The organism is Rhodoplanes tepidamans, from assembly GCF_030813915.1.
Lineage (GTDB): Bacteria > Pseudomonadota > Alphaproteobacteria > Rhizobiales > Xanthobacteraceae > Rhodoplanes > Rhodoplanes tepidamans.
The window spans coordinates 168,004-190,799 of record NZ_JAUSUJ010000014.1; the positions used below are offsets into that span (position 1 = coordinate 168,004).

Consider the following 22,796-nt stretch of genomic DNA (forward strand, 5'->3'; position numbering starts at 1 on the left):
CTGTCTCGGTGACTCGTCATGGCCGGGATCGTGACCATCGTCGCCTCCGGCCCGACCCGATCACTTCAGCCTGATGCGCCCCTCGACGCCGGTCCGCATCGTGCCGAGGCGGCGGAGATGGACCATCACCTCGTTGGCGAGCAGCGGCGAGTCGTCGGTGGGCAGCAGGTGCTTGGCGTCGCGCACCATGTCGTAGCCGTCGCCGCCGCGCGCCATGAAGTCGTTGACCGCGACCGTGTAGGTGCGGCGCGGATCGAGCGGCCTGCCGTCGACCTGGATCGACAGCACGCGGCTGCCCGGCGGCTTCGACGGATCGGCCTCGACGGTCAGCCCGGACACCTGCGGGAAGCGGCCCGACGGGTCGGGAAGCTTGGCGAGGCCGTGCTCGATGGCGGCGCGCAGCTCGGCGCCGCCGATCTCGACCGGCACCACCCGGTTGGAGAAGGGCAGCTCCGCCAGCACGTCGCGGCGCGTCACCGGACTGCCGGGCGGATAGACCCGGCCGGACCGGATGCCGCCGCCGTTGAGGATCGCCGCCTCGGTCTTGAGATTGGCCCGCACCGCGTCGGCGAAGACGTTGCCGATCGCCGCCTCGCGGGTCCTGACCGTCGCGCTGCGGCTGTCCCACTCGACCGCCGTGGTGGCGATGGGCACGTTCATCTCGCTGGCGAGCTCGGCCTGGTAGCCCTTCACGGCGGCCAGCACCTCCGGGTCGGGCGTCACGGTCGCCGTGTCGACGATGCGGAACTGCGGCCACCATGCCATGGCGCGGCGCCCCTCCGGGGTCGTCGTCACCGTCACGTCGACGTCCACGGCCGTGACGTACAGCGCCTCGTAGCTCGATTCGACGAGCGCGGCGCTCTGGTCGTAGTTGATGAAGAGATCGTGGTTGTGCCCGCCGAGCACGACGTCGACCACGCCGGTCGCGACCATGGCGCGCTGCTGGTCGCGGTCGGCATGGACGACGGCGACGACGAAGTCGGCGCCCTCCCGGCGCAGCGCCGCCGCCTGCTCCTTCAGCACCTCGACGGAGTCGCGGAACACCAGGTCCTCGGGGTTGGAGGCGCGCGCCGTGTCGTCGTAGGCGAGACCGAGGAGGCCGATCTTCACGCCGTCGACCGTGACGACGCGACGGTCCTGGAAGCCGGGAAGGACCGCATTGCCGGGCGCGCGGAGATTGGCGGCGAACAGCGGAAAGCGCGCCTCGCCCATGCGCTTCAGGAACACGGCCTTGCCGAAGTCGAACTCGTGGTTGCCCGGCACGAAGATGTCGGGCGCCACCATGTTGGTGAGCGCGACGATGTGGGCGCCCTGGTCGAGCCCCGACATCAGCGACGGGGACAGCGTGTCGCCGGCATGGGCGAAGATCACGGTGCCGCCGCCGGCCGCCGCCCTGGCGCGCTCGGCCTTCACCACCGCGGCGAGGCGGGCGAAGCCGCCGCGCATCCTGCCGTCCTGCGTCTCCTGGTCGGCCATCTCGTAGATGTCGTTGACCAGCACGAAGGTGATCTTGGCGGCGTGCGCGGGCAGCGCGATCAGAACGGCCAGCGCGGCGAGCAGGACGGCGCGCGTCGTGAGGCGGGCGAAGCAAGACATGGACGGTCCCCGTGGCGCAGCAGACCCGGCGTCCGCTCGTCCCCGCGAAGGCGGGGACCCAGGGGCCACGCGACGTGAGATGCGAGGTGCGGCCCTGGAGTCCCGCTCGGGCGGGAACGCGCGGAGCGTGGGGTGAACTCGGCGAGAGATGCTCTACCGCGTTTCGCCGGCCGTGCAAGCCACCCGACCGGGGACCTCGGCGCACCTGCGCGAGACCGTGAGTCTCGAGCGGTTTCGGGTTCGATGACTCGGCCCCCGAGGTCCGCTCGTCCCCGCGCAGGCGGGGACCCAGGGGCCACACGACGTGTGGCTCTGGAGTCCCGCCTGCGCGGGAATGAGCGGAGCGTGGATCGACGTCAGTGGAAAACGCTCTACCGCACCTGCGCGAGGACCCGCCGGGCGCGCCGGAGAATCGGCTCGTCGACCATGCGGCCGTCGACCGCGAAGGACCCCCTCCCCTCGCGCGCCGCCATCTCCGCCGCCTCGATCTGGCGGCGGGCGAGGTCGACCTCGGCCGCGGTCGGCGCGAAGGCGGCGTTGAGCACCGGCACGATCGCCGGGTGCACGCAGGTCGCCCCGGTGAAGCCGGCGCGCCGCGAGGCGAGCGCCACGGCGCGCACCGCCTCGGGGTCGCGGAAGTCGGCGACGGTGCCCAGCAGCCCGAGCGGTGCGACACCGGCGGCGGCACAGCCGACGACCATCTGCCGCTTGATCGTCGCGACGGTCTCGTCGTCGGGGGCGCAGCCGAGCTCGGCGGCCAGATCCTCGGCTCCGCACAGCAGGCCGGCGACGCGCGGCGAGGCCGCCGCGATCGCCCCGATCTGCGCGACCGCCGCGGCGGTCTCGATGATCGGCACCAGGACGACGCCGCGCCCGCCCGCCGGCAGCGGCGCGAGGAGGTCGAGCATCTCGGCGACCAGCACGACGTGCTCGGGCCCCATCGCCTTGGTCAGCACGATGCCGTCGGCGCCGGCCGCGACCGCCGCCTCGACGTCGCGCACCGCCTGCGAGAGCGGCCGGTTGACGCGCACCAGGACCTGCGACGGCCCCTGCCGCACGATGCCGACCGACTCGGCCAGCGTCTCGCGCGCCGTCTCCTTGGCGGCGGGAGGCACCGAATCCTCGAGATCGAGGATGACCGCATCGGCGCCCGCCTGCGGCGCCTTGTCGACGAAGCGCCGCACATTGGCGGGGACGTACATCAGCGAGCGCCACGGCGCGGCGCGTTCGGACTTCGACATCGGGCCTCCGTAGGGCGGCGCCGCGGCGCCGCCCGCTCTCATTGCACCGTCACGCCGGCGGTGCGGATCAGGTCGCCCCAGCGGACCACCTCGGACTTGATCAGATCGCCGAACGCCTCCGGCGTCATCGGCGTCGCCTCGGCGCCCTCCTGCTCCAGGCGCTTCTTGACCGCCGGCGAATCCAGGATGGCGTTGATCTCGACGTTGAGCCGCTTGACGATCTCGGGCGGCGTGCCGGCCGGCGCCGCGATGCCGTACCACGGCCGCACGTCGAAGCCGGGCGCCACCGTCTCTGCGGCGGTCGCCAGGTCCGGCAGGCTCGCCATGCGCTTCGGGCTCGATACGCCGATGGCGCGCAGCAGGCCCTGGTTGACCAGCGGCATCACGGTCGGGGCCCCGCCGATGGTGAGCTCGACCACGCCGGCGACCAGATCCGTCAGCCCCTGTGCCAGCCCGCGATAGGGCACGTGCTCCATCTGCACCCCGGTCGCCTGCAGGAAGGCCAGCATCACGATATGGCCGGCGCTGCCGTTGCCGGCCGAGCAGTAGCGCAGCTTGTTCGGATGCGCCCTGGCGAAGGCAACGAGCGAGGTCAGGTCGCGGAAGGGCTGCGAGGGATGCACCACCATCACGTTGGTGACGCTGGCGATCATGGCGACGGGCGCGAAGTCCTTCACCGGGTCGTAGGCGAGCTTGGGATAGATCGCCGGGTTGACGGCGAGGGTGCCGATGTGCCCGAGCAGCAGCGTGTGGCCGTCCGGGGCGGCGCGGGCGACGGCGGTCGAGCCGAGCGAGCCGCCGGCGCCCGAGCGGTTGTCGACCACCACGGGCTTGCCGAGCCGCGGCGCGAGCTGGTCGGCGATGGCACGGCCGAGCGTGTCGTTGGCCGCGCCCGGCGGGAACGGCACGATCAGGCGGATGGTCTGCGACGGCCACGGCTCGGCCTCGGGCGTGGCGCGCGCGGGGAGGGCCGGGCCGGCCGCGAGCATCGCGGCAGCCCCGGCCAGGAGATCGCGGCGCCTCATTCCGCGGCGTCCGCGGCACGGCCGGAGAGCCGCCTCCTGTCCTCCGGGCCGAAGCCGAGCTCGGCCAGGATCGCGTCGCCGTGCTCGCCGAAGCGCGGGGCGAGCCGCGACTCCGGCACGCCTGTGTTGGAGTATCGGTTGGGATGCCTCAGTCCGAGCATGGTTTCCTCCTGGTCGTCGTCGTTTTTCTGGATTTCTTCGGTCAGCACGCCGGAGCCGCGCAGCTGCGGGTCGTCCAGCAGGGTCTGCAGCGTGTGATAGGGCATCGCCGGCACGTCGTGGCGGCGCAGGATCTCGACCCATTCGGCCGTGGTGCGGGTCAGCATGGCCTCGGCCCGCACGGCGAAATAGTCGCGCACATGGGCGAGGCGCGCCGTGACGCTGGTGAAGCGCGGGTCGTTCTTCAGCTCGGGCCGGCCGATGGCGTCGAAGAAGGCGCGAGCCTGCACGTCGGTGTTGGCGGAGACGCAGATGTAGCCGTCGCTGGTCTGCAAGGGCCGCGCGTCCGGCGTCATGATGCGGGGGTCGCCCATGTGGCCGTCGGGCTCGAAGGTGCGCTGGTCGAGATGCTCGGACAGCACGAAGGCGGCGGCGTTCTCGAACATCGGCACCTCGATCGCCTCGCCGACGCCGGTCCGCTCGCGCCCGAGCAGCGCGGCGCAGATCGCCTGCGCGGCGACGATGCCGACCAGATGGTCTGTGAGCACGAAGGGCGCGAACCGCGGCTCGCCCAGCACCTCGGCATGGCAGGCGGCGACGCCCGACAGGCCCTGGATGATGGTGTCGTAGGCCGGCGCGCCGGCATAGGGCCCGCCGAGGGCGAAGCCCGAGATGGTGCAGTGGACGATGCGCGGATTGACGGCCGCCATCGCCGCGAAGGTGAGCCCGAGCGACTGCAGGGCGCGCGGCCGCATGTTGGAGACGAACACGTCGGCGGTGGCGACGAGACGCTGCATCACCTCGCGGCCTTCGGCCGACTTCAGGTCGAGCGCGATCGACCGCTTGTTGCGGTTGAAGTGCAGGAACTTCGGCGACATGCCGGGTTTTCGCGGGCGTCCGCCGAGGCGCCGCATCAGGTCGCCCTCGGGCGGCTCGATCTTGATCACGTCGGCGCCCTGCTCGGCGAGGATCAGGGTGGCGACGGGACCGACGACGACGCCGGTGGTGTCGAGCACCCGGATGCCGGCGAGCGGGCCGCGCATGCCGGTGACCGTGGCCGTGCTCATTCCGGGCTCCCGGGCTCGGAGAACGCCTCGCCCCGGGTCAGCACGCGGCCGCGCTCGTCGACCGACCACAGCGACAGGCGCCCGTCCGGCTCCCAGCGGCTGCGCAGCTCGGCCTTCCGGCCGAGGAAGAACGGCCGCTCGTTGCGCAGGCTGATCCGCCCGAGCCGGCCGCCCGGCAGGTTGCGCTTGGCGAGCTCGCCCAGCTTCAGCGCGGTCAGACCGCCGTTGACGACCAGGTTCGGATAGCCCTCCTCGCCCTGGGCATAGGGCGCGTCGTAATGGATGCGATGGGCGTTGAAGGTGATCGCCGAGTAGCGGAACAGCATCACCGGATCGGGCACGAAGCTTTCCCGGTCGGTCGGCTCCGGCAGCTCCTCGGCCGGCGCGGCCGCACCGTTTCCGGGCTTCGCCGCCACGCCCGCCTCCTCGCGATAGACGATGTCCTGCTCCTCGATCACGGCGAGCGTCCCGTCCGCCGCGATCGCGTGCTCGACCCGCACGAACACCATCTCGCCCGAGCGGCCGCGCTTCGGCGTGATCGCCGCGATGGTGGAGGTCCGGCGCAGCGCCGCCCCGATGCGGATCGGGGCCAGGAAGCGCAGCCGGCGGCCGGCGAACATGCGGCGCGGCAGCGACACGGGCGGCAGGAAGTCGCCGCGGTGGGGATGGCCGTCCGGGCCGATCTGCGACTGTGGGGCGAGCGGCGTGAAGAAGGCGACGTGCCAGCCCTCCGGCACCGCGGTGCCGTCCACATAGGGGGCCGGATCGCGGTCGAGCAGCGCGGCGACGCGGCGGACCAGCACGGCGGCGGCCTCGTCCTCGGCCACCTCGGCGCGGCCGACCCAGGCCTGCAGGGCCTCGGCGTCCGCCAGTCCGGCGTCTGACACGGTCATTCGGGGGTTCCTTCGGCTTTTGAAGAAGACTGCGACACGCGAGCGGGCGCCGTCCAATGCAACGAGATGACAATTCGATGCATGCCATGCATCATGTGGCCATGTATCTCGACCTTCCCGGCCTCGACGCCTTCATCGCGGTCGCCGATCTCGGCTCCTTCCACCGGGCCGCGGCCCGGCTCGGCATCAGCCAGCCGGCCCTCACCCGCCGGTTGCAGCGGCTGGAGCAGATCGTCGGCCGCAAGCTCCTGGTCCGCCGGGCCCAGCCGGTGCGGCTGACGCCGGCCGGCGCGGCCCTGCTGCCGGAGGCCCAGGCGGCGCTCGGGAGGCTGCGCGACGCCATGCGGCGGGCCGGCGACACCGGCCGCGGCCACGACATCGAGGTCGGCTGCCTGCCGACGCTGGCGGTGCGCTATCTCGCCGGCGCGCTCGCCCGCCACCGGCAGCGCTGGCAGGGCGGCGAGATCACGGTGTTCGATCTCTCGGCGACCGAGATCCGCGCCATGCTGGAGCAGAACCGGCTCGACTTCGCCCTCGCCGCGATCGGCTCGGAGCCCTGGGACGTCGAATGCACGCCGCTCGCCGAGGAGCCGTTCTTCCTGGTCTGCCCGCGTGGCCACCGGCTCGCCGGACGCGCCTCGGTGTCCTGGGACGAGCTCGACCGCGAGCCTCTGGTGTCGATCGGCCCGTTGAGCGAGAACCGCCGCATCATCGAAGCCGGCCTCGCCCAGACCCGGGTGGAGGCGAGCTGGCGGATCGAGGTGCGGCATCTCTCCACCGCGGTCGCCCTCGTCGCCGCCGGTGCCGGCCTGACGGCGCTGCCCGAGTCGGCTCTCGCCGGCCAGGCGGCCTCGGGCGTCGTCGCGGTGCCGCTGCGGCGCCCGGCGCTGACCCGCACCATCGGCCTGATGCGGCGGCGCGACCGGATGCTGTCGGCGGCCGCCCAGGATCTGATGGAAGACATCCTCCAGGCCTTCGGCCGGACGCAGCCGGAGCGCAGCACCTCCGGCCCGGCCGGCCCGTCCGACGAGGACACGCCGGACGAGGACGCGACCGCGCCGGCGTGCTAGGAGACGGGCGGCGCCGCATCCGTCGGCGCGCCGTCCCTCCGGAGACTGTCCATGCGACCGCTGCCCCCCGCCGCCGCCGCACACGAGTCGAGGATCGCCTGATGGCGGCCATCGATCCGGTTCTCGTCGCCGGCGTGCCGCTGTTCGCCGGCATGCCGCCCAAGGAGCGCGAGGCGCTGCTGCAGGAGGCGCAGTCGGTGCGCTATCCGAAGGGCGGCACCGTGTTCCAGCAGGATGCCGACGCGCACTCCTTCTTCGTGCTGCTGCACGGCCGGCTGCGCGTCTTCAAGCTGACCCAGGACGGCCAGCAGGTCGTCGTGCGCTACGTCGCCCCCGGCGAGGTGTTCGGGGTCGCCTCGGCGATCGGCCGTACGACCTATCCCGGCACCGCGGTCGCGGTGGTGGACTCGATCGCGCTGCAGTGGCCGTCAGGCTCGTGGTCGCGGCTCGTCGCCGCCCATCCGGCGCTCGCGCTCAACACCCTGCACACGGTGGGCGGCCGCATCCAGGAGCTCCACACCCGCGTCGTCGAGATGTCGACCGAGCAGGTCGAGCGGCGCGTCGCCCACACGCTGCTCCGCCTCGCCCAGCAGGCCGGCCGCAAGGTCGAGACCGGCGTGCGCATCGACTTCCCGATCTCGCGCCAGGACATCGCCGAGATGACCGGCACCACGCTGCACACGGTGAGCCGCATCATCAGCGCCTGGGAGGAGCGCGGCCTCGTCGAGAGCGGCCGCCAGAAGATCACGGTGTGCGAGCCGCACCAGCTCCTGCTGATCGCCGACGACGCGGAGACGTGAGACGCGGAGACGTGATCGGGACGCGGCACGAAGCGTGATCGCTTCGCGGCCGCGCCCGACCACGTCGTCATGGCCGGGTCTCGTCCCGGCCATCCACGCCTCGCACGCTGCCGAGTGCACGAGACGTGGATGCCCGGCACGAGGCATGTGCTCGGGCCGGCCGAAGGCCGGACCCGAGTGCCGGGCATGACGATTCGAAACGTCGCGTCCCGACGGGATCAGCCTCGCTCGCCGGGCCGGTCGCCGATCGCGGACGGCGGCGCGAAGCCGACGGTCGGCACCGCGGCGGCCGCGTGCAGCGCGGCCAGGAGGCGGTCGAGATCGACGCTGTGCTCGCGGGCCGCGTCGACGACCGTATGGAAGCTGGCGATCGGACAGCCGACGCAGCGCATGTGAAAGTCGAGAAAGACGCGGAGCGTCGCCGGGACGTCGTGGAGGACGTCCGCGACCAGACGGTTCGACCGGATCGTCATGAGAATCCTCCGCGCGCCGTTGCGACCCTGTCCTTGTAACGCGGTGCGGAGATCCGCTCTTTGTGCGGGCACAACGAGCCGGCGGCACGCCGGTGCCATCGCACGGCAGTTTGTCCGCCGGCAAAGACCGCCGCGCACAGCGGCGGCAAGGTCCTCGCGTCACCGCGAGGATCGCCATGCCCCCTTCCACCGTCTCGCCCGCCGAAACGCACGACGCCGCCGGTCTCGTCGCACCGCCCCTCGATCCCGACGTGATCGACGGCCTGAAGGACGTGCTCGACCCCGAGGTCGGGCTGAGCGTCGTCGATCTCGGCCTCGTCTACGAGGCGCGCCGCACGGCCGACGCCGTGACCGTGGCCCTCACGCTCACGGCGCGCGCCTGCCCGCTCGGCGAGATGATCCTCGAGGACGCCCGCGACGCGCTCGCCGAGCGCTTCCCCGACGTGTCCCGCATCGACGTCGCCCTGGTCTGGGATCCGCCCTGGGATCCGGACCGCATCACCGACCGCGGCCTCGCCCTGCTCGGCCGCCCGCCCCGCTCCGCCTGACAGGACCACCCGATGAGCACCGACACGGCCACCACCACCTCCGACGACATCCTGATCGACGTGCGCGCGCTGCCGCACGGCTCCTGCCGCAGCGTCATCTTCCGCGCCATCGCGGACCTGCCGGACGGCACCAATCTGGTGGTCGCGGCGCCGCACGATCCCGCCCCGCTGCGCGAGTATCTCGCCATCGCCCATCCCGACGCGTTCGGCTGGGACTATCTGGAGGAAGGACCCGATGTCTGGCGCGTCCGCATCCGCCGCGTCGCCGCCTGAGCGGCCGGCTGCTCCGGCCCCCCGCGTGGCGGCGCCACCCGCACCCGCGCCCGCCCGCATGCTGCTCCGCGCCGGGCTGCTCGCCTTCGCGGTCGCCGCCATGGCGTGCGGTCTGTGGGGCGGGCTCTACCGGCTCGGCTTCGACCTGCCGCACGCCGCGACCGCCGCCGAGTTGCACGGCGCGCTGCTGATCTGCGGCTTGTTCGGCACCGTGATCGGGCTGGAGCGCGCCGTGGCGTTCGGGACCGACTGGGCGTTCGCGGCCCCGGCCCTCGCGGCACTCGGCAGCGTGCTGCTGCTCGCCGGCGCGCCGGTCGCCGGGGCCGGCGCCTATGCGCTCGCCGCCGCCGCACTCTGCACCGTGACGCTGGTGATCACGACCCGCCAGCGCACCCTCTTCAACGCGACCCTGCTCGCCGGCGCGCTCTCCTGGCTGATCGGCACGCTGCTGTGGATGAACGGGGCGAGCGTGCCGGAGGTCGCCGGCTGGTGGCTCGGCTTCCTGATCCTCACCATCGCGGGCGAGCGGCTCGAGCTCGGCCGGCTGATGGCGAAGCGGCGCGGCAGCGAGGCGCTGTTCCTCGTCGGCGTCATCCTGCTCGCCGCCGGCGCGGTGCTGACCCTGACCGGACTCGCCGGCGCCTCGGTCTACGGGGTCGCGCTCCTGGTCCTGGCCGCCTGGCTCGTCCGTCACGACGTGGTCCGCCACACCATCCACCAGACCGGCCAGACCCGCTTCATGGCGGCCTGCATGGCGGCCGGCTATCTGTGGCTGGCCGTCGCCGGCGTCCTGCTGATCGTGATGCCGCCGGCGACCTCGGCGTTCGGCTACGACGCCGCCCTGCACGCCGTGCTGATCGGCTTCGTGCTGTCGATGGTGTTCGGCCACGCGCTGATCATCCTGCCCGCCGTCGCGCGGGTGCGGATCGCGTACCGGCCGTGGCTCCATGCGCCGCTCGCGGTGCTGCACCTCGCCGTGGCCCTGCGGGTGGGCGGCGACGTCGTCGCCGACGACCTCACGCGCGCCTGGAGCGGACCGCTGACTCTCGCCGCGCTCGTCGGCTTCGTCGGCCTGATCGTCTCGGGGATCGTGCGCAGGCGCCCGGCGGTCGGGCCCGGCCCCCTCGCGCGGGGCACCGTCAGGCGCGAACCAGATGCGAGCGACGCTCCTCGCGGCGCCCCGGTGCCGGAGGCGGCGGGCTCCATACGCCCGCACCCTGCAGGTTGGCGAGGAACCGGCGCGCGCTCTCTTCCCAGGTGAGCGTCATCGCATAGGCCCGGCACGGCTCGGACCGGATGTCCAGGGCGGCGAGGCAGGCGGCGCGCAGATCGTCGTCGAGCACCGCGACCGGCGCGTCGCCGACCACGTCCCGGGTGGCGGGGACCGGCAGGCCGGCGACCGGGAGGCCGCTCGCCAGCGCCTCCAGCAGCACCAGCCCGAACGTGTCGGTGCGGCTCGGGAACACGAACACGTCGGCGGCCGCATAGACCTCGGCCAGTGCTTCGCCGTGCCGCTCGCCGAGAAACCGCACCTCGGGATGGGCGGCGGCGAGCGCCGGCAGGGCCGGGCCATCCCCGACCACCACCTTGCTGCCGGGCAGGTCGAGCGCCAGGAACGCCTCGAGATTCTTCTCGACCGCCACCCGGCCGACGCTGAGGAACACCGGCCGCGGCAGGCCGAGATCGCGTCCCGGGCGCGGCCGGAACAGCGACACGTCGACGCCCCGCGGCCAGCGCATCACCTTGCGGAAACCGCGCCCCTGCAGCTCGTCGACCAGCGACGGGGTCGCCGCCATGGTGGCCGAGCCGGCATTGTGGAACCAGCGCAGCCAGCCCCAGGTGACGTCGGCCGGGATCGGCCAGCGCGCCGCCGCGTAGTCGGCGAGCCGGGTGTGGAAGCTCGTGGTGAAGCGCCGGCCGGTGCGCAGGCAGTAGCGCCGCGCCAGATGGCCGATCGGCCCTTCGGTCGCGATGTGGACGACGTCGGGCGCCATCGCCTCGATCCGCCGCGCCACCGCGCCGGGCGGCGGCACCGCCAGCCGGATCGAGGGATAGCTCGGCAGCGCCACGGTGCGCATGCCCTCGGGGGTCAGGAAGGCGATCGAGGCGCCGAGCGATTCGACCGCCGCGGCGAGCGAGCGCAGCGTGCGGACGACGCCGTTGACCTGCGGGTGCCAGGCGTCGGTCGCGATCAGGATGCGCATCGGTGCCCCCGACGCCTTCGCCCGCAGTCCGCCCGACGGTGCCGCATCCGACTCGTCCCCTGTTCGCTGCAAGGTCTATGACGCCCCCTTGACGGGACCGTGACGGCCGGCCGGGCCGCCGGGCCCGCCTTGCCGCGGCTTCGGTGCGGCGCCGAGGTCCGTGACGAGCGCCCGCGGCCGTGCTACGGGGCTGCCTCCCTGTCGTGTCTCTGTCGCACGGCTGTGAAACACCCGGACCCGCCGGGCGCCGCGTCGCGTCCCGGGCGCCCCGGCCCGCCGGCCCGAGAGACGCGTGTGTCGAAGACCTTGCTGAAGCCCCGACCCGAGCCCCGCGCGCCCGTGGAGGCGCCCGACGGCGACGACCCGCCGGCTGCGTCGGCGGAGGCGTCCGAACCGACGGCGCGCGGTCCCGCCTGGCTCGTCCGGGTGCGGGCGCTCCTCGCCGGGGTTCGCTGGAACTGGGTCGGTGCGGCCCTCGCCTGCACCATCATCGGCGTGTCGATGGTGGTGCTCTACAATGTCCTGAGCGACATCGAGCTCGACAAGATCCGGGCCGGGCTGAAGGACATCCCCCCCGAGAACCTGGTCAAGGCCGGCCTGTGCGTCGCCATGGCCTACGCGACCCTCACCCTCTACGACTGGTTCGCCCTGCGAACCCTCGGCATCCGCCACGTCCCCTACCGGGTCGCCGGCATGGTGAGCTTCACCAGCTACACGATCGGCCACAACATCGGCGCCACCGCCTTCTCGGCCGGGGCGATCCGCTGGCGGATCTATTCGGCCTACGGGCTCGGCCTGGTCGACGTCGCCAAGATCTGCTTCATCACCGGGCTGACCTTCTGGCTCGGCAATCTCGCCGTGCTCGGGCTGGCGATGATCTACGATCCCGGTGCGGTCAGCGCGGTCGACCAGCTCGCCCCGGCCGTCAACCGGCTGATCGGCGTCGCCCTGCTCGTCGGCCTCGCCAGCTGGGTCGCCTGGGTGTGGGCGAGACCGCGCACCATCGGCGTCAAGAAGCTGAACGTGCGGCTGCCCGGCGGCCGCTCGACGCTCCTGCAGATCTGCATCGGCATCACGGACCTGACCTTCTGCTCGCTCGCCATGTTCATGCTGGTGCCGGGCGAGCCGCACATCCACTTCTTCACGCTGGCCGGCATCTTCATCGCCGCCACCCTGCTCGGCTTCGCCAGCCATGCGCCCGGCTCGATCGGCGTGTTCGACGCCGCCATGTTGGTCGGCCTGCCCTTCTTCGACAAGGAGGAGCTGATCGCCGGCCTGCTGATCTTCCGGCTGATGTATTTCGTCGTGCCGTTCGCCTGCTCGCTCACCATCATGGGCATCCGCGAGGTGGTGCTGAGCATCCGCCGGCGCAAGGAGATGGAGGCGCCGTAGAGCCGCCGGGCCGCAGGGCAACGAACTCTTGCGACTTGCGCCCTACGACCGCGGGAACGGAAGATCCGGCCGCGCCACCACCGGCAGCGGCCAGTCGGGCGGCGGCAGCGGACCGGTGAGCACCGCCTTCGGGATCTCGGGCCGCAGGATCCAGTCGAATTGTCGCGCGCCCAGCGTGCCGCCGTCCTTCAGCGGCAGCCCCTCGATGCACACCATGCGCTCCGGCCGCATCAAAGGCGCGGCGGGATCGTCGATCCACTCCGGCACCAGCCACAGCTTGCCGTCGTGCCGCACCGCCGCGCACTGGGCGAGCGAGCCGTCGTCCTTGAACTTGACGATGACCGAGTAGATTTTCGGGTCGCCGGTGGCCTGGTCGTTGCTGTTCCGGTCGGTGTCGGTCCGGTCGTTGTCCTTCCGGTCGGTCGCCGCCATGGCCCCGTCTCCCCCACCGCGCCGCCGCGGGCGCGTCCCGCTTCCGTCACGCCATCGCTGCCGCGATTGTCCGCAGCGCAGCCTCCGCCGGAACCTCCAGGTGGCTGGCGACGATGTCGGCGAGCTCCGGCGCCGTCCGGTCCCAACCGTTGCGTCGGTAGCCGATCACGGTCACGCCGAACGGCGCGCCAGACGCCGAGAAGACGAGCTCGATCCCGCGCGGGCCTCCGTCGCTTTCGAGCGCAACCGGCGCCGCGCCCCGCATCAGGTGCAAGACGTCCACACGCGCGTCGTACTCGGCTCTCAGGTCGGCGAGCCGGGACCGGAGGTCGGGAACGGCCATAGCAGCACGTGCCTCGTCAGGTCTCTGAAATCCCGCCGGTAGCCGATGCTGGCGACGGCCGGCCACGGCACGCCGAGGGGATCCACGAACACCACGAAAGGCGCACCGCTCCCCGGCGACGCCTCGCGGCTGTTCACGAAGGCAACGTAGCCGGGGTTCGAGGTGCCGGCAACGACGGCCGTCGGATCTGCGAGCGTCCGGACGACCAGGCTCTCGGTGCCGGGGCCGGTCCGGCCGGCCGGCCCGAGCTTTCGCTCCCAGGTCTCCCGCCAGCACACCACGGTCGGAGCCCCGGGGAACGGGGTCGTCGCGACGAAATATGGGTCCCGCTCCACCACCGCCCCGGCCCCTCCCGATCGGTGCAACATGCCACCTTCGCGGGCGCGAAAAAATTGCACCGGCACGCCGGCCCTGCAAGAAAATGACTGGACGACCCGCCCGCGACGGACGAAAACCCCACCGCCGAACCAGCAGGAGACATTTCATGACCAAGCGCCTGTTCGCTGCGCTCGCTCTCGGCGCGGCGATCGCCTCCGCCGCGATGCTGCCGCAGCCCACCGCCGCCCAGACCTACAAGCCCGAATACAAGGTCTCGACGGTGCTCGGCGCCCCGTTCCCGTGGGGCGTGTCGGCCCAGCGCTGGGCGGATCTCGTCAGGGAGCGCTCGCAGGGCCGCATCAACATGAAGGTCTATCCGGGCGCCCAGCTGGTCGGCGGCGACCAGACCAAGGAATTCACGGCGATGCGCCAGGGCGTCATCGACATGGCCGTGGGCTCGACCATCAACTGGTCGCCCCAGGTGCCGCAGCTCAACCTGTTCGCCCTGCCGTTCCTGATGCCCGACCATGCGGCCATCGATGCGATCACGGGCGGGGACGCCGGCAGGCAACTGTTCGACATCATCGGCTCCAAGGACGTGGTGCCGCTCGCCTGGGGCGAGAACGGGTTCCGCGAGCTGTCCAACTCCAAGCGCGACGTGCGCACCCCGGCCGACCTCAAGGGCCTGAAGATCCGCGTCGTCGGCTCGCCTTTGTTCAACGAGACCTTCACGGCGCTCGGCGCCAACCCGACCCAGATGAGCTGGGCCGATGCCCAGCCGGCCCTGTCGACCGGCGCGGTCGACGGCCAGGAGAACCCGCTCGCCGTCTATGTCGCGGCCAAGCTGAACACGGTGGGCCAGAAGCACCTGACCCTGTGGGGCTATGTCGCCGACCCGCTGATCTTCGCGGTGTCGAAGCCGGTGTGGGACACGTTCTCGGCCGAGGACCAGAAGCTCCTGCGCGAGACCGCGCTCGAGGCCGGCACCTACAGCAAGCACTTGGCCCGCACCGGCATCACCGAGACGGATCCGGCGACCCTCAAGGCGATCGAGGCGCTCGGCGTCACGGTGATCCGCCTGACGCCGGCCGAGCAGAAGGCATTCCAGGACGCCACCCGCACCGTCTACGACAAGTGGAAGGCCCGCATCGGCGCCCCGCTCGTCGACGCCGCCGAAAAGGCGGTGGCGGCGCGGAAGTGACGATCGCCGAAGGTCCTGGATGCGACGCCGCATCCGGGACCTGCTGAATCCGCTCGTCCCCGCGAAGGCGGGGACCCAGGGGCCCGGAACCGAGGCATCTGGATTCCCGCTTTCGCGGGAATGAGCGGAGATCGGGGCTTGGCCCCCGGCCCACCTCGCCTCTCGCCGCGTGCAGCTTTCGTCCATGTCCGCCGAACCCGATCCGATCGCCCCGAAGGACCCGCCCGTGCGGGTGCCGCTCGCCATCGAGAAGGTGCTGGCCGCCGCCGCCATGGCGGCGCTGTGCCTGATCACGCTCGGCAACGTGATCGCCCGCTATCTCACCAACTACTCCTTCGCCTTCACCGAGGAGTTCTCGATCGCCCTGATGGTGGTGGTGACGCTGCTCGGCGCCGGGATCGCCACGGCGGCGGACCGGCAGATCCGCATCGTGTTCTTCACCAGCCTGCTGCCGCGCTCCGGCGAGAGGATCGCCGAGGTGATCGCGAGCCTCGCCACCATGGCGATGTTCGGGCTCCTGGTGTGGCTCGGCGCCCGCCTCGTCTGGGACGAGTACCGCTTCGAGGTGACGTCGCCGGGCCTCGGCGAGCCGCAATGGGTCTACACGCTCGCGTTGCCGCTGCTGTCGCTCGCGGTGATCGCCCGCGCGATCGGCCACCTGATCCGGGTGCTGCGGGCGAAGCGGCGTCCGCCGCACGACGTCGTCGAGCCGCTGTGATGACCATGCGGAACAGCGACACGGGACGGCGCGACCCTCTCCCCTCGCGGGAGAGGGTGGCTCGCCGCGAAGCGGCGAGACGGGTGAGGGGGCTGTCCTCTCGCTCCGGGCTGGTGGCGCGCCCCCTCACCCGCCCTCGCTTCGCGAGGGCCCCCTCTCCCGCGAGGGGAGAGGGAAGAAACGGCCGTGCCTCGCAGCACCGCACTGCCCTCCTGACAGTCCAGTCACCACGGCCATGACCACCGCCGCCCTGTTTCTCGGGTTTCTCGTCCTGTTCGTGCTCGGCACGCCGGTGGCCGTGGCGCTCGGGCTCGCCGGCACGCTCGCCATCTGGCTCGGCGATCTCGGCGTGATGAGCGTGCCGACCCAGGCCTACACCGGCATTGCCAAGTACCCGCTCCTCGCGGTGCCCATGTTCGTGCTGGTCGGCGCCATCTTCGACCGCTCCGGCGTCGCGCTGCGGCTCGTGAACTTCGCCACCGTGCTGGTCGGCCGGCGGCCCGGGGCGCTCGCCGCCGTCACCGTGATGGTGAGCATGTTCCTCGGCGGCATCTCGGGCTCGGGACCGGCCAACGCCGCCGCGGTCGGCGGCGCCATGATCGGGGCCTTGTCGCGCGCCGGCTATCCGCGCGCCTTCTCGGCGAGCGTGATCGGCGCCGCCGCGGCGACCGACATCCTCATCCCGCCGTCGATCGCGCTCATCATCTACTCGGTGCTGGTGCCGCAGGCCTCGGTGCCGGCGCTGTTCGCCGCCGGCATGATCCCCGGCATCCTCGCCGGCCTCGCCCTGATGGGGCCGATCTTCTGGATGTCGAAGACCCACGGCTTCGGCCTCGCCGAGAAGGATCTGCCGCGCCCGCCGTTCTGGCGCTCGCTGATGGAGGCGAGCTGGGGCCTGATGGCGCCGGTGCTGATCCTCGGCGGCATGCGGGCCGGCTGGTTCACGCCCACCGAGGCGGCCGTGATGGCGGTCGTCTACGGCCTGTTCGTCGGCTTCGTGGTCTATCGCACCCTCACCCTGCGCGACCTCTACGAGATGTTCGTCGAGGCGGCCGAGATCTCCGGCGTGATCCTGGTGGTCGTCGCGCTGGCCGCGATCTTCGGCTATGCCGGCTCGACGCTCGGCGTCTTCGACCGCGCCGCCACCGCCATCGTCGCCACCGGCGGCAGCGAGTACGTCATCCTCGCCATGCTGATCGTCATGCTGATCGTCATCGGCATGTTCCTGGACGGCGTCTCGACCTTCCTGATCCTGCTGCCGCTGCTGATGCCGATCGCGGCGAAGTTCGGCTGGGATCCGGTGTGGTTCGGCGTGCTGCTGACGCTCAAGATCGCCATCGGCCAGTTCACCCCGCCGATGGCCGTCAACCTCATGGTCTCGTGCCGGATCGCCGGCGTGCCCATGGAGGCGACGCTGCGCTGGGTCGGCCCGCTGATCGCCGCCATGTTCGGCGTGCTGGTGCTGCTGATCGTGTTTCCCGAGCTGGCGCTGTGGCTGCCGCGCGCGCTCGGATATTGAGGAAATTGCGCGCCCGGGGCCTGCACGGTAACAAAGTCGGTCGTTTCCGGTGATCTACGCCATTGTGCTGCAGTGCAGCATTCATGAATCTGCAGTATGATGCCGCCGTGCAGTTGCCGGCTCGGACTCCGCAGCCGCGTCCGGCGAGGTTCTCGACGAAACGGGTTACGTGCTGAACAACGACATGACGCTCCCGCCCGACCACGCCCAGCGCTTCGCCCTGAGCGACGAGGTTCATGCGCGTCCGCCCGAGGCGCTGACCACGCCGAGCCGCGTCTCCTATCTGGCGCTGGTGTCGCCGTGGGAGCACCGCGAGCTCGAGTGGCAGGGGGTCTGCGACCTCGCCCGCCGCTTCGGCGCGACCGCGCCGTTCCCGGGGTCGAACCATTACAGCGGGCAGCTCGGGGATTTCCGCCTGGTGTGGGAGCGGCATGGCGAGTTCGCCCGCTACACCTTCATCGCTCCCGGTCTCGGCACCGGGGACGACCCGTTCGCCGAGCCGGCCATCGGGCTCGCGCCGGCGAGCTGGGTGGCGGCGCGACCCGGCCAGATCATCGTCGCGGCGCACGCCGCCGTGGTGAAGGCCGACAACGCCCCGGCCGATCCCGAGACCGTGTCGGCGACGCTGTTCCGCGGCAATGCGCTGGTCGGCGGCCCGGTGTCGGACCGCGCCGCGGTCGCCTTCACCGACCTGCGGATCCATGCCGACGGCTTCGGTCGCTTCATCGTCCAGGACCGGCATCTCACGCCGCTGCAGGCCGGCCGTCTCGTGCAGCGCCTGCTGGAGATCGAAACCTACCGGATGATGGCGCTGCTGGCGCTGCCGATCGCCCGCGAGCTCGCCCCGTTCCTCGGCGACCGCGAGAAGGAGCTCGCCGAGATCACCGACGCCCTGGTCGCCGCCGGCGAGGCGGACGAGCCGGTGCTGCTGGAGCGGCTGACCCGGCTCGAGGCCGAGATCGAGAGCCGCGAGGCCGCCAACCTGTTCCGCTTCGGCGCCGCGACCGCCTATCACGACCTGGTGCAGCGGCGGATCGCCGAGCTGCGCGAGGAGCGCATCCAGGGCATCCAGACGCTGCGCGAGTTCATGGACCGCCGGCTGGTGCCGGCCATCAACACCTGCAAGGCGGTCTCCGAGCGTCAGGCGTCGCTGTCGGCCCGCGTCGCCCGCGTGACCCAGCTCCTCTCGACCCGGGTCGACATCACCCGCGAGCGCCAGAACCGCGCCGTGCTCGGCTCGATGAACCGGCGCGCCAAGCTCCAGCTCCAGCTCCAGTCGACCGTCGAGGGCCTGTCGGTCGCGGCCGTCACCTATTACGTCGTCGGCCTCATCGGCTATCTCGCCAAGGGCGTCGCCTCGGCCGGCATCCCGGTCAGCCCGGAGATCGCGATGGGCGCCTCGATCCCGGTGGTCGCCGGCGCGGTGTGGCTGGGCCTGCGCGGCTTCCGCAAGCGCGTCGCCCACGGCGAGCCCTGACGCGCCGGCGGCGCGGCCGCCTGCGTCTGGACGCGGCCCGACGGCCACGCTCGGCCGGGTGAGGCGGGCACACGCCCGACACCCCGGCGCCCCAATCCCGTCAACCTCCTGCTTATCGTGACGGTACGATCCCGTGCGCGCACGCCGCGCCGCTGCCGCGCCGCCCGCAGCGCGATCCCGACGCGCTTTCATCCGACACCGAACCGCGACGATTCGGACCACGCCGCCTTCCACAACAAACGAGGATACGCATGCACAAGCTCCAGCGGTTGCTCCTGGCGGGCACCGTCCTGTCCGGTCTCGCGGGCGTCGAGGCGCTCGCCGCCCCCCTGGTGGTGGCGCAGGCGCCGGCGACCGAGGAGCAACGCCCCGGCCAGCGTCCAGCCCCCGGCCAGCCGCCGCAGCGCCCGGGCCCCGGCGCACCGCAGCAGCGGCCGGCCCAGCCGCCCGCCCAGGCGCCGCAGCAGCGCCAGGCCCCGCCGGCCGCGCAGGCGCCGCAGCAACGGCCGACGCCTCCCGCCGCCCAGGCCCCGCAGCGCCAGGGTCCGCCGCCCGGCGCCCAGACCCAGCCGCCGCCCGGCCGCCAGCCCCCGGCGGCCGTGCAGGCGCCGCCCCCGCCCGGGCGGCCGACCCCGCCCAGCGTGCAGGCGCCGGGCCGTCCCACTCCGCCGACCGTGCAGGCACCGCCGCCCGCCGGCCGCCAGGCACCGCCGCCATCCGCCCAGAGCGAGCCGCCCGGCCGACCGGGCCGGCCGGTGCCGCCGTCCGCGCAGGGCCAGCCGCCGGCTGGCCGACCGGTGCCACCCGCTGCCCAGGGCCAGCCCCCTGCCGGCCGGCCGGTGCCACCGGCCGCCCACGGCCAGCCCCCCGTGGGCCGTCCGGTCACGCCGCCGGCGGCTCAAGGCCAGCCGCCCGTCGGCCGACCGGTGCCGCCGACCGCGCAGACTCCGCCCGGCGCGCCGGGACGCCCGGGCACCCCGCCTGCTCCGCCGCCGGCCGCCCAGGGCGGCCAGCCGGGGACTCCGCCGAGCGCCACCACGGCGCCGCCGCCCGGAACCCTGCCCCGCCCGGGCCTGCCGCCGGTGCCGCCGCCGGCCGCCCAGGGAACCCAGCCCGGAGCCCCGGGCGTCGCCGGTCCGTCGCCAGGCGCCCCCGGCGGCCCGGGCCGTCCCGGCCAGCCGCCCGGCCCCCCGCCGGCGGCGCAGGGAACGCAGCCCGGAACTCCGCCCGGCCCGCGTCCTTCCGCGCCCGGCATGCCGCCGGCACCGCCGCCGTCGGCCCAGGGCACGCCCGGTCCGGCCGTGGTGCCGTCGACCCAGGGCGCACCGCTGACCCCGGCCGGCCTGCCGGCTCCCACCCCGCAGATGGCCCGGCCGATCCCGCCCGCCCCGCCCGGCGCCGGCTTCGTGCCGCAGTCGGCGCAGGGCCAGCCGCTGCGCCGGATGGACGACCTGCGCGGCGAGCGCCGCGAGATCCGCGAGGGCGGCACCACGATCATCCGCGAGCCTGACCGGACGATCATCCGCGAGGGCAACCGGACGATCATCCGGCACAACGAGATGGACCGCTTCCGCTACGGCGCCCAGGACGTGCGCATGGAGCGGCGCGGCAACGAGAACGTCGCCGTGGTGGTCCGGCCCGGCGGCTACCGGGTCGTCACGGTCACGGACGACAACGGCTATCTGGTGCGGCGGACCCGGATCATGCCGGACGGCCGCGAGTACGTCCTGATCGACAACCGACGCCACTGGGGCCCGGGCGGTCCGCCGCCCGGACCGCGCGGCCCCGGCTTCGGCACGGGCCTGGCCGTCGGTGCGGCGGTCGGTCTCGGGATCGGCGCGGTCATGCTCAACCTGCCGCCGCCGGAGGTGCGCATCCCGCGCGAGCGCTACATCGTCGAGACCGAGCGGGCCGACCCGGCACTGCTGTACGACACCCTGACGGCGCCGCCCGTGATGGCGATCGAGCGGCCCTACACGCTCGACGAGGTGCGCTACAACGCACCGCTGCGCGATCGCATGCCGCGAGTCGATCTCGACACGGTGACGTTCGAGTCGGGATCGTGGGAGCTCGACCCGGTGCAGATCCAGAAGCTCGCCGGCATCGCCGACGGCCTCAACCGCGCCATCCAGGCCAATCCGCAGGAGGTGTTCCTGATCGAGGGCCACACCGACGCGGTGGGCAACGAGGTCGACAACCTGTCGCTCTCGGATCGCCGCGCCGAGGCGGTCGCGATGGTGCTCACCCAGCAGTTCGGCGTGCCGGCCGAGAACCTGACCACCCAGGGCTACGGCGAGCAGTACATGAAGGTGCCGACCGACGGTCCGCTGCGCGAGAACCGCCGCGTCGCCGTCCGCCGCATCACGCCGCTGCTCACCGGTCAGGCCCAGGCGCAGCCGCCGCAGTGACGGCGAACGTCCGACCGCGACGGATCCGCCCGCGACCGAGACGCCGGGGCGGGTGAGAGAGTCAGGCGGGTGAGAGGTATCGGCTCGGAACCTCTCACCCGCCTGCTTCGCGCCGGCTCGGCTGCCTCTCGGCAGGGAAGACGGGCGCGGTTCGAACTCGTGGGCGACCGCGCCGTGGCCCGGCCGCCCGGCCGGACCCGGCTCAGATGCTCGGGATGAATCCGCCGTCGACCCGGATCACCGAGCCGGTGAGATAGGACGCCCGCGTCGAGGCCAGGAACGCGACCACGTCGCCGTACTCCTTCGGGTCGCCGTAGCGCCCGACCGGGATCGAGGCCGTGCTCTCCGCCGAGACCTCCTCGACGGAACGGCTCTCGCGCTTCGCCTTCTGCTCGTCGAGGAAGCGGATGCGCGGCGTCGCGATGCGGCCGGGCAGCACGATGTTGACGGTGACGCCGTCGCGCCCCACCTCGCGGGCGAGCGTCTTCGACCAGCCGACAAGCGTCAGCCGCAGCGCGTTCGACATGCCGAGATTGGGGATCGGCGCGACCACGCCCGACGAGGTCGAGGTGATGATGCGGCCGAACTTCCGCGCCCGCATCTGCGGCAGGACGCGGTCGGTGAGCGCGATCACGGACAGCACCATGGACTGGAAGAACTTCGACCAGGCCGCCGGATCCTGGCCGCTCGCCGGGGTCGGGGGCGGGCCGCCGGTGTTGTTGACCAGCACGTCCACAGGACCGAACGCCGTTTCGATGGCCGCAACGTGGGTCTCGATGGAGGCGAGATCGGCGAGATCCCAGACGAGCGGCAGCGCACTGCCGCCCGCCTGCTCGATCGCCGCCGCCGTCCTCTTCAACGCGTCGCCGTCGATGTCGCCGATGGCGACGCGCGCGCCCTCCTGGGCGAGCGCCGTCGCGATGGCGCCGCCGAGACCGCCGCCGGCACCGAGCACCAGCGCGGTCTTTCCCGCGAGACCGAGATCCATGTCGTTCCCTTCTTGTTGAAGATGGCCGGGACCGACTCCGTCTCACACCTCGTCGAGGCTGTCCACCCAGCGGAAGCCGGCCTTCAGGAGCGGCTCGCGCATCTTGTACATGTCGAGGCCGAGCTCGCCGGCGGCGAGGCGCTTGCGCTTGTCCTCCTCGTTGGCGACGCGCTTGGCGGCCGCCGCGGCGACCGCGTCGGCATCCCGGCGCGGCACCACCACGACGCCGTCGTCGTCGGCGACGATCACGTCGCCCGGATCGACCAGCGCGCCGGCGCAGACCACCGGCACGTTGACCGAGCCGAGCGTCGCCTTGACGGTGCCCTTCGCCGAGACGGCCCGCGACCACACCGGGAAGTTCATCTCGGTGAGGGTCTTCACGTCGCGCACGCCGGCGTCGATGACGAGGCAGACGCCGCCGCGCGCCTTCAGCGAGGTGGCGAGGAGGTCGCCGAACATGCCGTCGGTGTTGTCGGCCGTGACGCCGACCACCAGCACGTCGCCCTTGCGGAGCTGCTCGATGGCGACATGGATCATCCAGTTGTCGCCCGGTTGGGCCAGCACCGTGACGGCCGAGCCGGCGACCTGGGCGCCCGGGAAGATCGGCCGCATGTAGGGCTTCATCAGGCCGAGGCGGCCCTGCGCCTCGTG

General features: G+C 72.8%; 23 protein-coding genes and 1 pseudogene. 11 read left to right on the top strand and 13 right to left on the bottom strand.

From position 1 onward, the window contains the following. Positions 1–60: 60 nt before the first annotated feature. From J2S22_RS17760 to J2S22_RS17780, 5 genes are all read right to left on the bottom strand, one after another. A complete protein-coding gene (locus J2S22_RS17760; RefSeq protein ID WP_272776000.1) occupies positions 61–1,596 on the bottom strand; it encodes a bifunctional metallophosphatase/5'-nucleotidase in 1,536 nt (511 codons plus the stop codon). 371 nt (positions 1,597–1,967) lie between these two features. Further along, positions 1,968–2,837: an HpcH/HpaI aldolase/citrate lyase family protein gene (locus J2S22_RS17765; protein WP_272776001.1), complete on the bottom strand. Its 870-nt coding sequence runs from the start codon at positions 2,835–2,837 to the stop codon at positions 1,968–1,970. 38 nt (positions 2,838–2,875) lie between these two features. Next, entirely contained in the window at positions 2,876–3,862 is a 987-nt protein-coding gene (locus J2S22_RS17770; protein WP_272776002.1) for a Bug family tripartite tricarboxylate transporter substrate binding protein, read from the bottom strand. Then, entirely contained in the window at positions 3,859–5,088 is a 1,230-nt protein-coding gene (locus tag J2S22_RS17775) for a CaiB/BaiF CoA transferase family protein (protein ID WP_272776003.1), read from the bottom strand. The genes J2S22_RS17770 and J2S22_RS17775 overlap by 4 nt, the downstream gene beginning before the upstream one ends. Further along, positions 5,085–5,981, bottom strand: a complete 897-nt coding sequence (locus tag J2S22_RS17780) for an HTD2 family dehydratase (RefSeq protein ID WP_272776004.1) — start codon at positions 5,979–5,981, stop codon at positions 5,085–5,087. Before J2S22_RS17780 ends, J2S22_RS17775 begins: the two co-directional genes overlap by 4 nt. A gap of 86 nt (positions 5,982–6,067) precedes the next feature. Between J2S22_RS17780 and J2S22_RS17785 the strand changes: the two genes are divergently transcribed. Both J2S22_RS17785 and J2S22_RS17790 read left to right on the top strand, forming a co-directional pair. Beyond that, complete coding sequence (locus J2S22_RS17785; protein WP_272776005.1) at positions 6,068–7,051, top strand: LysR family transcriptional regulator; 984 nt, start codon at positions 6,068–6,070, stop codon at positions 7,049–7,051. Between the two features lie 101 nt (positions 7,052–7,152). Next, positions 7,153–7,851 carry a Crp/Fnr family transcriptional regulator gene (locus J2S22_RS17790; protein WP_272776006.1) on the top strand — a complete coding sequence of 233 codons (699 nt, stop codon included), beginning with the start codon at positions 7,153–7,155 and terminating at the stop codon, positions 7,849–7,851. A gap of 218 nt (positions 7,852–8,069) precedes the next feature. On the opposite strand, the gene J2S22_RS17795 is transcribed toward J2S22_RS17790, so the two are convergent. After that, positions 8,070–8,324 (bottom strand): DUF1858 domain-containing protein, encoded by a 255-nt coding sequence (locus J2S22_RS17795; RefSeq protein WP_272776007.1) that lies wholly within the window; start codon positions 8,322–8,324, stop codon positions 8,070–8,072. 176 nt (positions 8,325–8,500) lie between these two features. Between J2S22_RS17795 and J2S22_RS17800 the strand changes: the two genes are divergently transcribed. The 3 genes and pseudogenes from J2S22_RS17800 to J2S22_RS30980 all read left to right on the top strand — a co-directional run. Continuing rightward, positions 8,501–8,872, top strand: coding sequence for a metal-sulfur cluster assembly factor (locus tag J2S22_RS17800; protein WP_272776008.1), 372 nt, complete (start codon positions 8,501–8,503; stop codon positions 8,870–8,872). Positions 8,873–8,884: 12 nt separating this feature from the next. Further along, on the top strand, positions 8,885–9,145 hold the full coding sequence (locus J2S22_RS17805; RefSeq protein ID WP_272776009.1) for a DUF2249 domain-containing protein: 261 nt from the start codon (positions 8,885–8,887) through the stop codon (positions 9,143–9,145). A 58-nt stretch (positions 9,146–9,203) separates the two neighbouring features. Continuing rightward, a pseudogene (locus tag J2S22_RS30980) lies at positions 9,204–10,217 on the top strand (DUF8744 domain-containing protein); the annotation flags it as partial. A gap of 67 nt (positions 10,218–10,284) precedes the next feature. On the opposite strand, the gene J2S22_RS17810 reads toward J2S22_RS30980, so the two are convergent. Then, positions 10,285–11,349 carry a glycosyltransferase family 4 protein gene (locus J2S22_RS17810; RefSeq protein WP_272776010.1) on the bottom strand — a complete coding sequence of 355 codons (1,065 nt, stop codon included), beginning with the start codon at positions 11,347–11,349 and terminating at the stop codon, positions 10,285–10,287. A 294-nt stretch (positions 11,350–11,643) separates the two neighbouring features. On the opposite strand from J2S22_RS17810, the gene J2S22_RS17815 reads away from it, so the two are divergent. Then, complete coding sequence (locus tag J2S22_RS17815) at positions 11,644–12,741, top strand: lysylphosphatidylglycerol synthase transmembrane domain-containing protein (protein ID WP_272776012.1); 1,098 nt, start codon at positions 11,644–11,646, stop codon at positions 12,739–12,741. 42 nt (positions 12,742–12,783) lie between these two features. On the opposite strand, the gene J2S22_RS17820 is transcribed toward J2S22_RS17815, so the two are convergent. From J2S22_RS17820 to J2S22_RS17830, 3 genes are read right to left on the bottom strand one after another with little or no spacing between them, the layout of a single operon-like run. Then, positions 12,784–13,173: a hypothetical protein gene (locus tag J2S22_RS17820; protein ID WP_272776013.1), complete on the bottom strand. Its 390-nt coding sequence runs from the start codon at positions 13,171–13,173 to the stop codon at positions 12,784–12,786. Positions 13,174–13,219: 46 nt separating this feature from the next. Next, complete coding sequence (locus J2S22_RS17825) at positions 13,220–13,516, bottom strand: hypothetical protein (RefSeq protein ID WP_272776014.1); 297 nt, start codon at positions 13,514–13,516, stop codon at positions 13,220–13,222. Beyond that, positions 13,477–13,884, bottom strand: coding sequence for a hypothetical protein (locus J2S22_RS17830; protein ID WP_272776015.1), 408 nt, complete (start codon positions 13,882–13,884; stop codon positions 13,477–13,479). The genes J2S22_RS17825 and J2S22_RS17830 overlap by 40 nt, the downstream gene beginning before the upstream one ends. A 116-nt stretch (positions 13,885–14,000) precedes the next feature. On the opposite strand from J2S22_RS17830, the gene J2S22_RS17835 reads away from it, so the two are divergent. From J2S22_RS17835 to J2S22_RS17850, 4 genes are all read left to right on the top strand, one after another. After that, positions 14,001–15,035, top strand: coding sequence for a DctP family TRAP transporter solute-binding subunit (locus J2S22_RS17835; RefSeq protein WP_272776016.1), 1,035 nt, complete (start codon positions 14,001–14,003; stop codon positions 15,033–15,035). A 184-nt stretch (positions 15,036–15,219) separates the two neighbouring features. Next, positions 15,220–15,753 carry a TRAP transporter small permease gene (locus J2S22_RS17840; protein ID WP_272776017.1) on the top strand — a complete coding sequence of 178 codons (534 nt, stop codon included), beginning with the start codon at positions 15,220–15,222 and terminating at the stop codon, positions 15,751–15,753. 235 nt (positions 15,754–15,988) lie between these two features. Continuing rightward, a complete protein-coding gene (locus J2S22_RS17845) occupies positions 15,989–17,272 on the top strand; it encodes a TRAP transporter large permease (protein ID WP_272778587.1) in 1,284 nt (427 codons plus the stop codon). 184 nt (positions 17,273–17,456) lie between these two features. After that, on the top strand, positions 17,457–18,749 hold the full coding sequence (locus tag J2S22_RS17850) for a DUF3422 family protein (protein ID WP_272778586.1): 1,293 nt from the start codon (positions 17,457–17,459) through the stop codon (positions 18,747–18,749). 188 nt (positions 18,750–18,937) lie between these two features. Here J2S22_RS17850 and J2S22_RS17855 read toward each other — a convergent pair whose 3' ends face one another. Beyond that, on the bottom strand, positions 18,938–19,252 hold the full coding sequence (locus tag J2S22_RS17855; protein WP_272778585.1) for a hypothetical protein: 315 nt from the start codon (positions 19,250–19,252) through the stop codon (positions 18,938–18,940). 750 nt (positions 19,253–20,002) lie between these two features. Between J2S22_RS17855 and J2S22_RS17860 the strand changes: the two genes are divergently transcribed. Continuing rightward, positions 20,003–21,157, top strand: a complete 1,155-nt coding sequence (locus tag J2S22_RS17860; protein ID WP_272778584.1) for an OmpA family protein — start codon at positions 20,003–20,005, stop codon at positions 21,155–21,157. A 202-nt stretch (positions 21,158–21,359) separates the two neighbouring features. Here the strand turns inward: J2S22_RS17860 and J2S22_RS17865 are convergent, their stop codons facing one another. Further along, positions 21,360–22,145 (bottom strand): SDR family oxidoreductase, encoded by a 786-nt coding sequence (locus J2S22_RS17865; protein WP_272778583.1) that lies wholly within the window; start codon positions 22,143–22,145, stop codon positions 21,360–21,362. A gap of 42 nt (positions 22,146–22,187) precedes the next feature. Next, positions 22,188–22,796: 4-carboxy-4-hydroxy-2-oxoadipate aldolase/oxaloacetate decarboxylase (locus J2S22_RS17870; protein ID WP_307155855.1), on the bottom strand; the 609-nt coding region annotated here is incomplete at its 5' end.

Bases quoted from the DNA above. Each gene is read 5' to 3' on its own strand.
- J2S22_RS17760 (WP_272776000.1), bottom strand. From the start codon at position 1,596: ATGTCTTGCTTCGCCCGCCTCACGACGCGCGCCGTCCTGCTCGCCGCG.
- J2S22_RS17765 (WP_272776001.1), bottom strand. From the start codon at position 2,837: ATGTCGAAGTCCGAACGCGCCGCGCCGTGGCGCTCGCTGATGTACGTC.
- J2S22_RS17770 (WP_272776002.1), bottom strand. From the start codon at position 3,862: ATGAGGCGCCGCGATCTCCTGGCCGGGGCTGCCGCGATGCTCGCGGCC.
- J2S22_RS17775 (WP_272776003.1), bottom strand. From the start codon at position 5,088: ATGAGCACGGCCACGGTCACCGGCATGCGCGGCCCGCTCGCCGGCATC.
- J2S22_RS17780 (WP_272776004.1), bottom strand. From the start codon at position 5,981: ATGACCGTGTCAGACGCCGGACTGGCGGACGCCGAGGCCCTGCAGGCC.
- J2S22_RS17785 (WP_272776005.1), top strand. From the start codon at position 6,068: ATGCATCATGTGGCCATGTATCTCGACCTTCCCGGCCTCGACGCCTTC.
- J2S22_RS17790 (WP_272776006.1), top strand. From the start codon at position 7,153: ATGGCGGCCATCGATCCGGTTCTCGTCGCCGGCGTGCCGCTGTTCGCC.
- J2S22_RS17795 (WP_272776007.1), bottom strand. From the start codon at position 8,324: ATGACGATCCGGTCGAACCGTCTGGTCGCGGACGTCCTCCACGACGTC.
- J2S22_RS17800 (WP_272776008.1), top strand. From the start codon at position 8,501: ATGCCCCCTTCCACCGTCTCGCCCGCCGAAACGCACGACGCCGCCGGT.
- J2S22_RS17805 (WP_272776009.1), top strand. From the start codon at position 8,885: ATGAGCACCGACACGGCCACCACCACCTCCGACGACATCCTGATCGAC.
- J2S22_RS17810 (WP_272776010.1), bottom strand. From the start codon at position 11,349: ATGCGCATCCTGATCGCGACCGACGCCTGGCACCCGCAGGTCAACGGC.
- J2S22_RS17820 (WP_272776013.1), bottom strand. From the start codon at position 13,173: ATGGCGGCGACCGACCGGAAGGACAACGACCGGACCGACACCGACCGG.
- J2S22_RS17825 (WP_272776014.1), bottom strand. From the start codon at position 13,516: ATGGCCGTTCCCGACCTCCGGTCCCGGCTCGCCGACCTGAGAGCCGAG.
- J2S22_RS17830 (WP_272776015.1), bottom strand. From the start codon at position 13,884: ATGTTGCACCGATCGGGAGGGGCCGGGGCGGTGGTGGAGCGGGACCCA.
- J2S22_RS17835 (WP_272776016.1), top strand. From the start codon at position 14,001: ATGACCAAGCGCCTGTTCGCTGCGCTCGCTCTCGGCGCGGCGATCGCC.
- J2S22_RS17840 (WP_272776017.1), top strand. From the start codon at position 15,220: ATGTCCGCCGAACCCGATCCGATCGCCCCGAAGGACCCGCCCGTGCGG.
- J2S22_RS17845 (WP_272778587.1), top strand. From the start codon at position 15,989: ATGACCACCGCCGCCCTGTTTCTCGGGTTTCTCGTCCTGTTCGTGCTC.
- J2S22_RS17850 (WP_272778586.1), top strand. From the start codon at position 17,457: ATGACGCTCCCGCCCGACCACGCCCAGCGCTTCGCCCTGAGCGACGAG.
- J2S22_RS17860 (WP_272778584.1), top strand. From the start codon at position 20,003: ATGCCGCCGGCACCGCCGCCGTCGGCCCAGGGCACGCCCGGTCCGGCC.
- J2S22_RS17865 (WP_272778583.1), bottom strand. From the start codon at position 22,145: ATGGATCTCGGTCTCGCGGGAAAGACCGCGCTGGTGCTCGGTGCCGGC.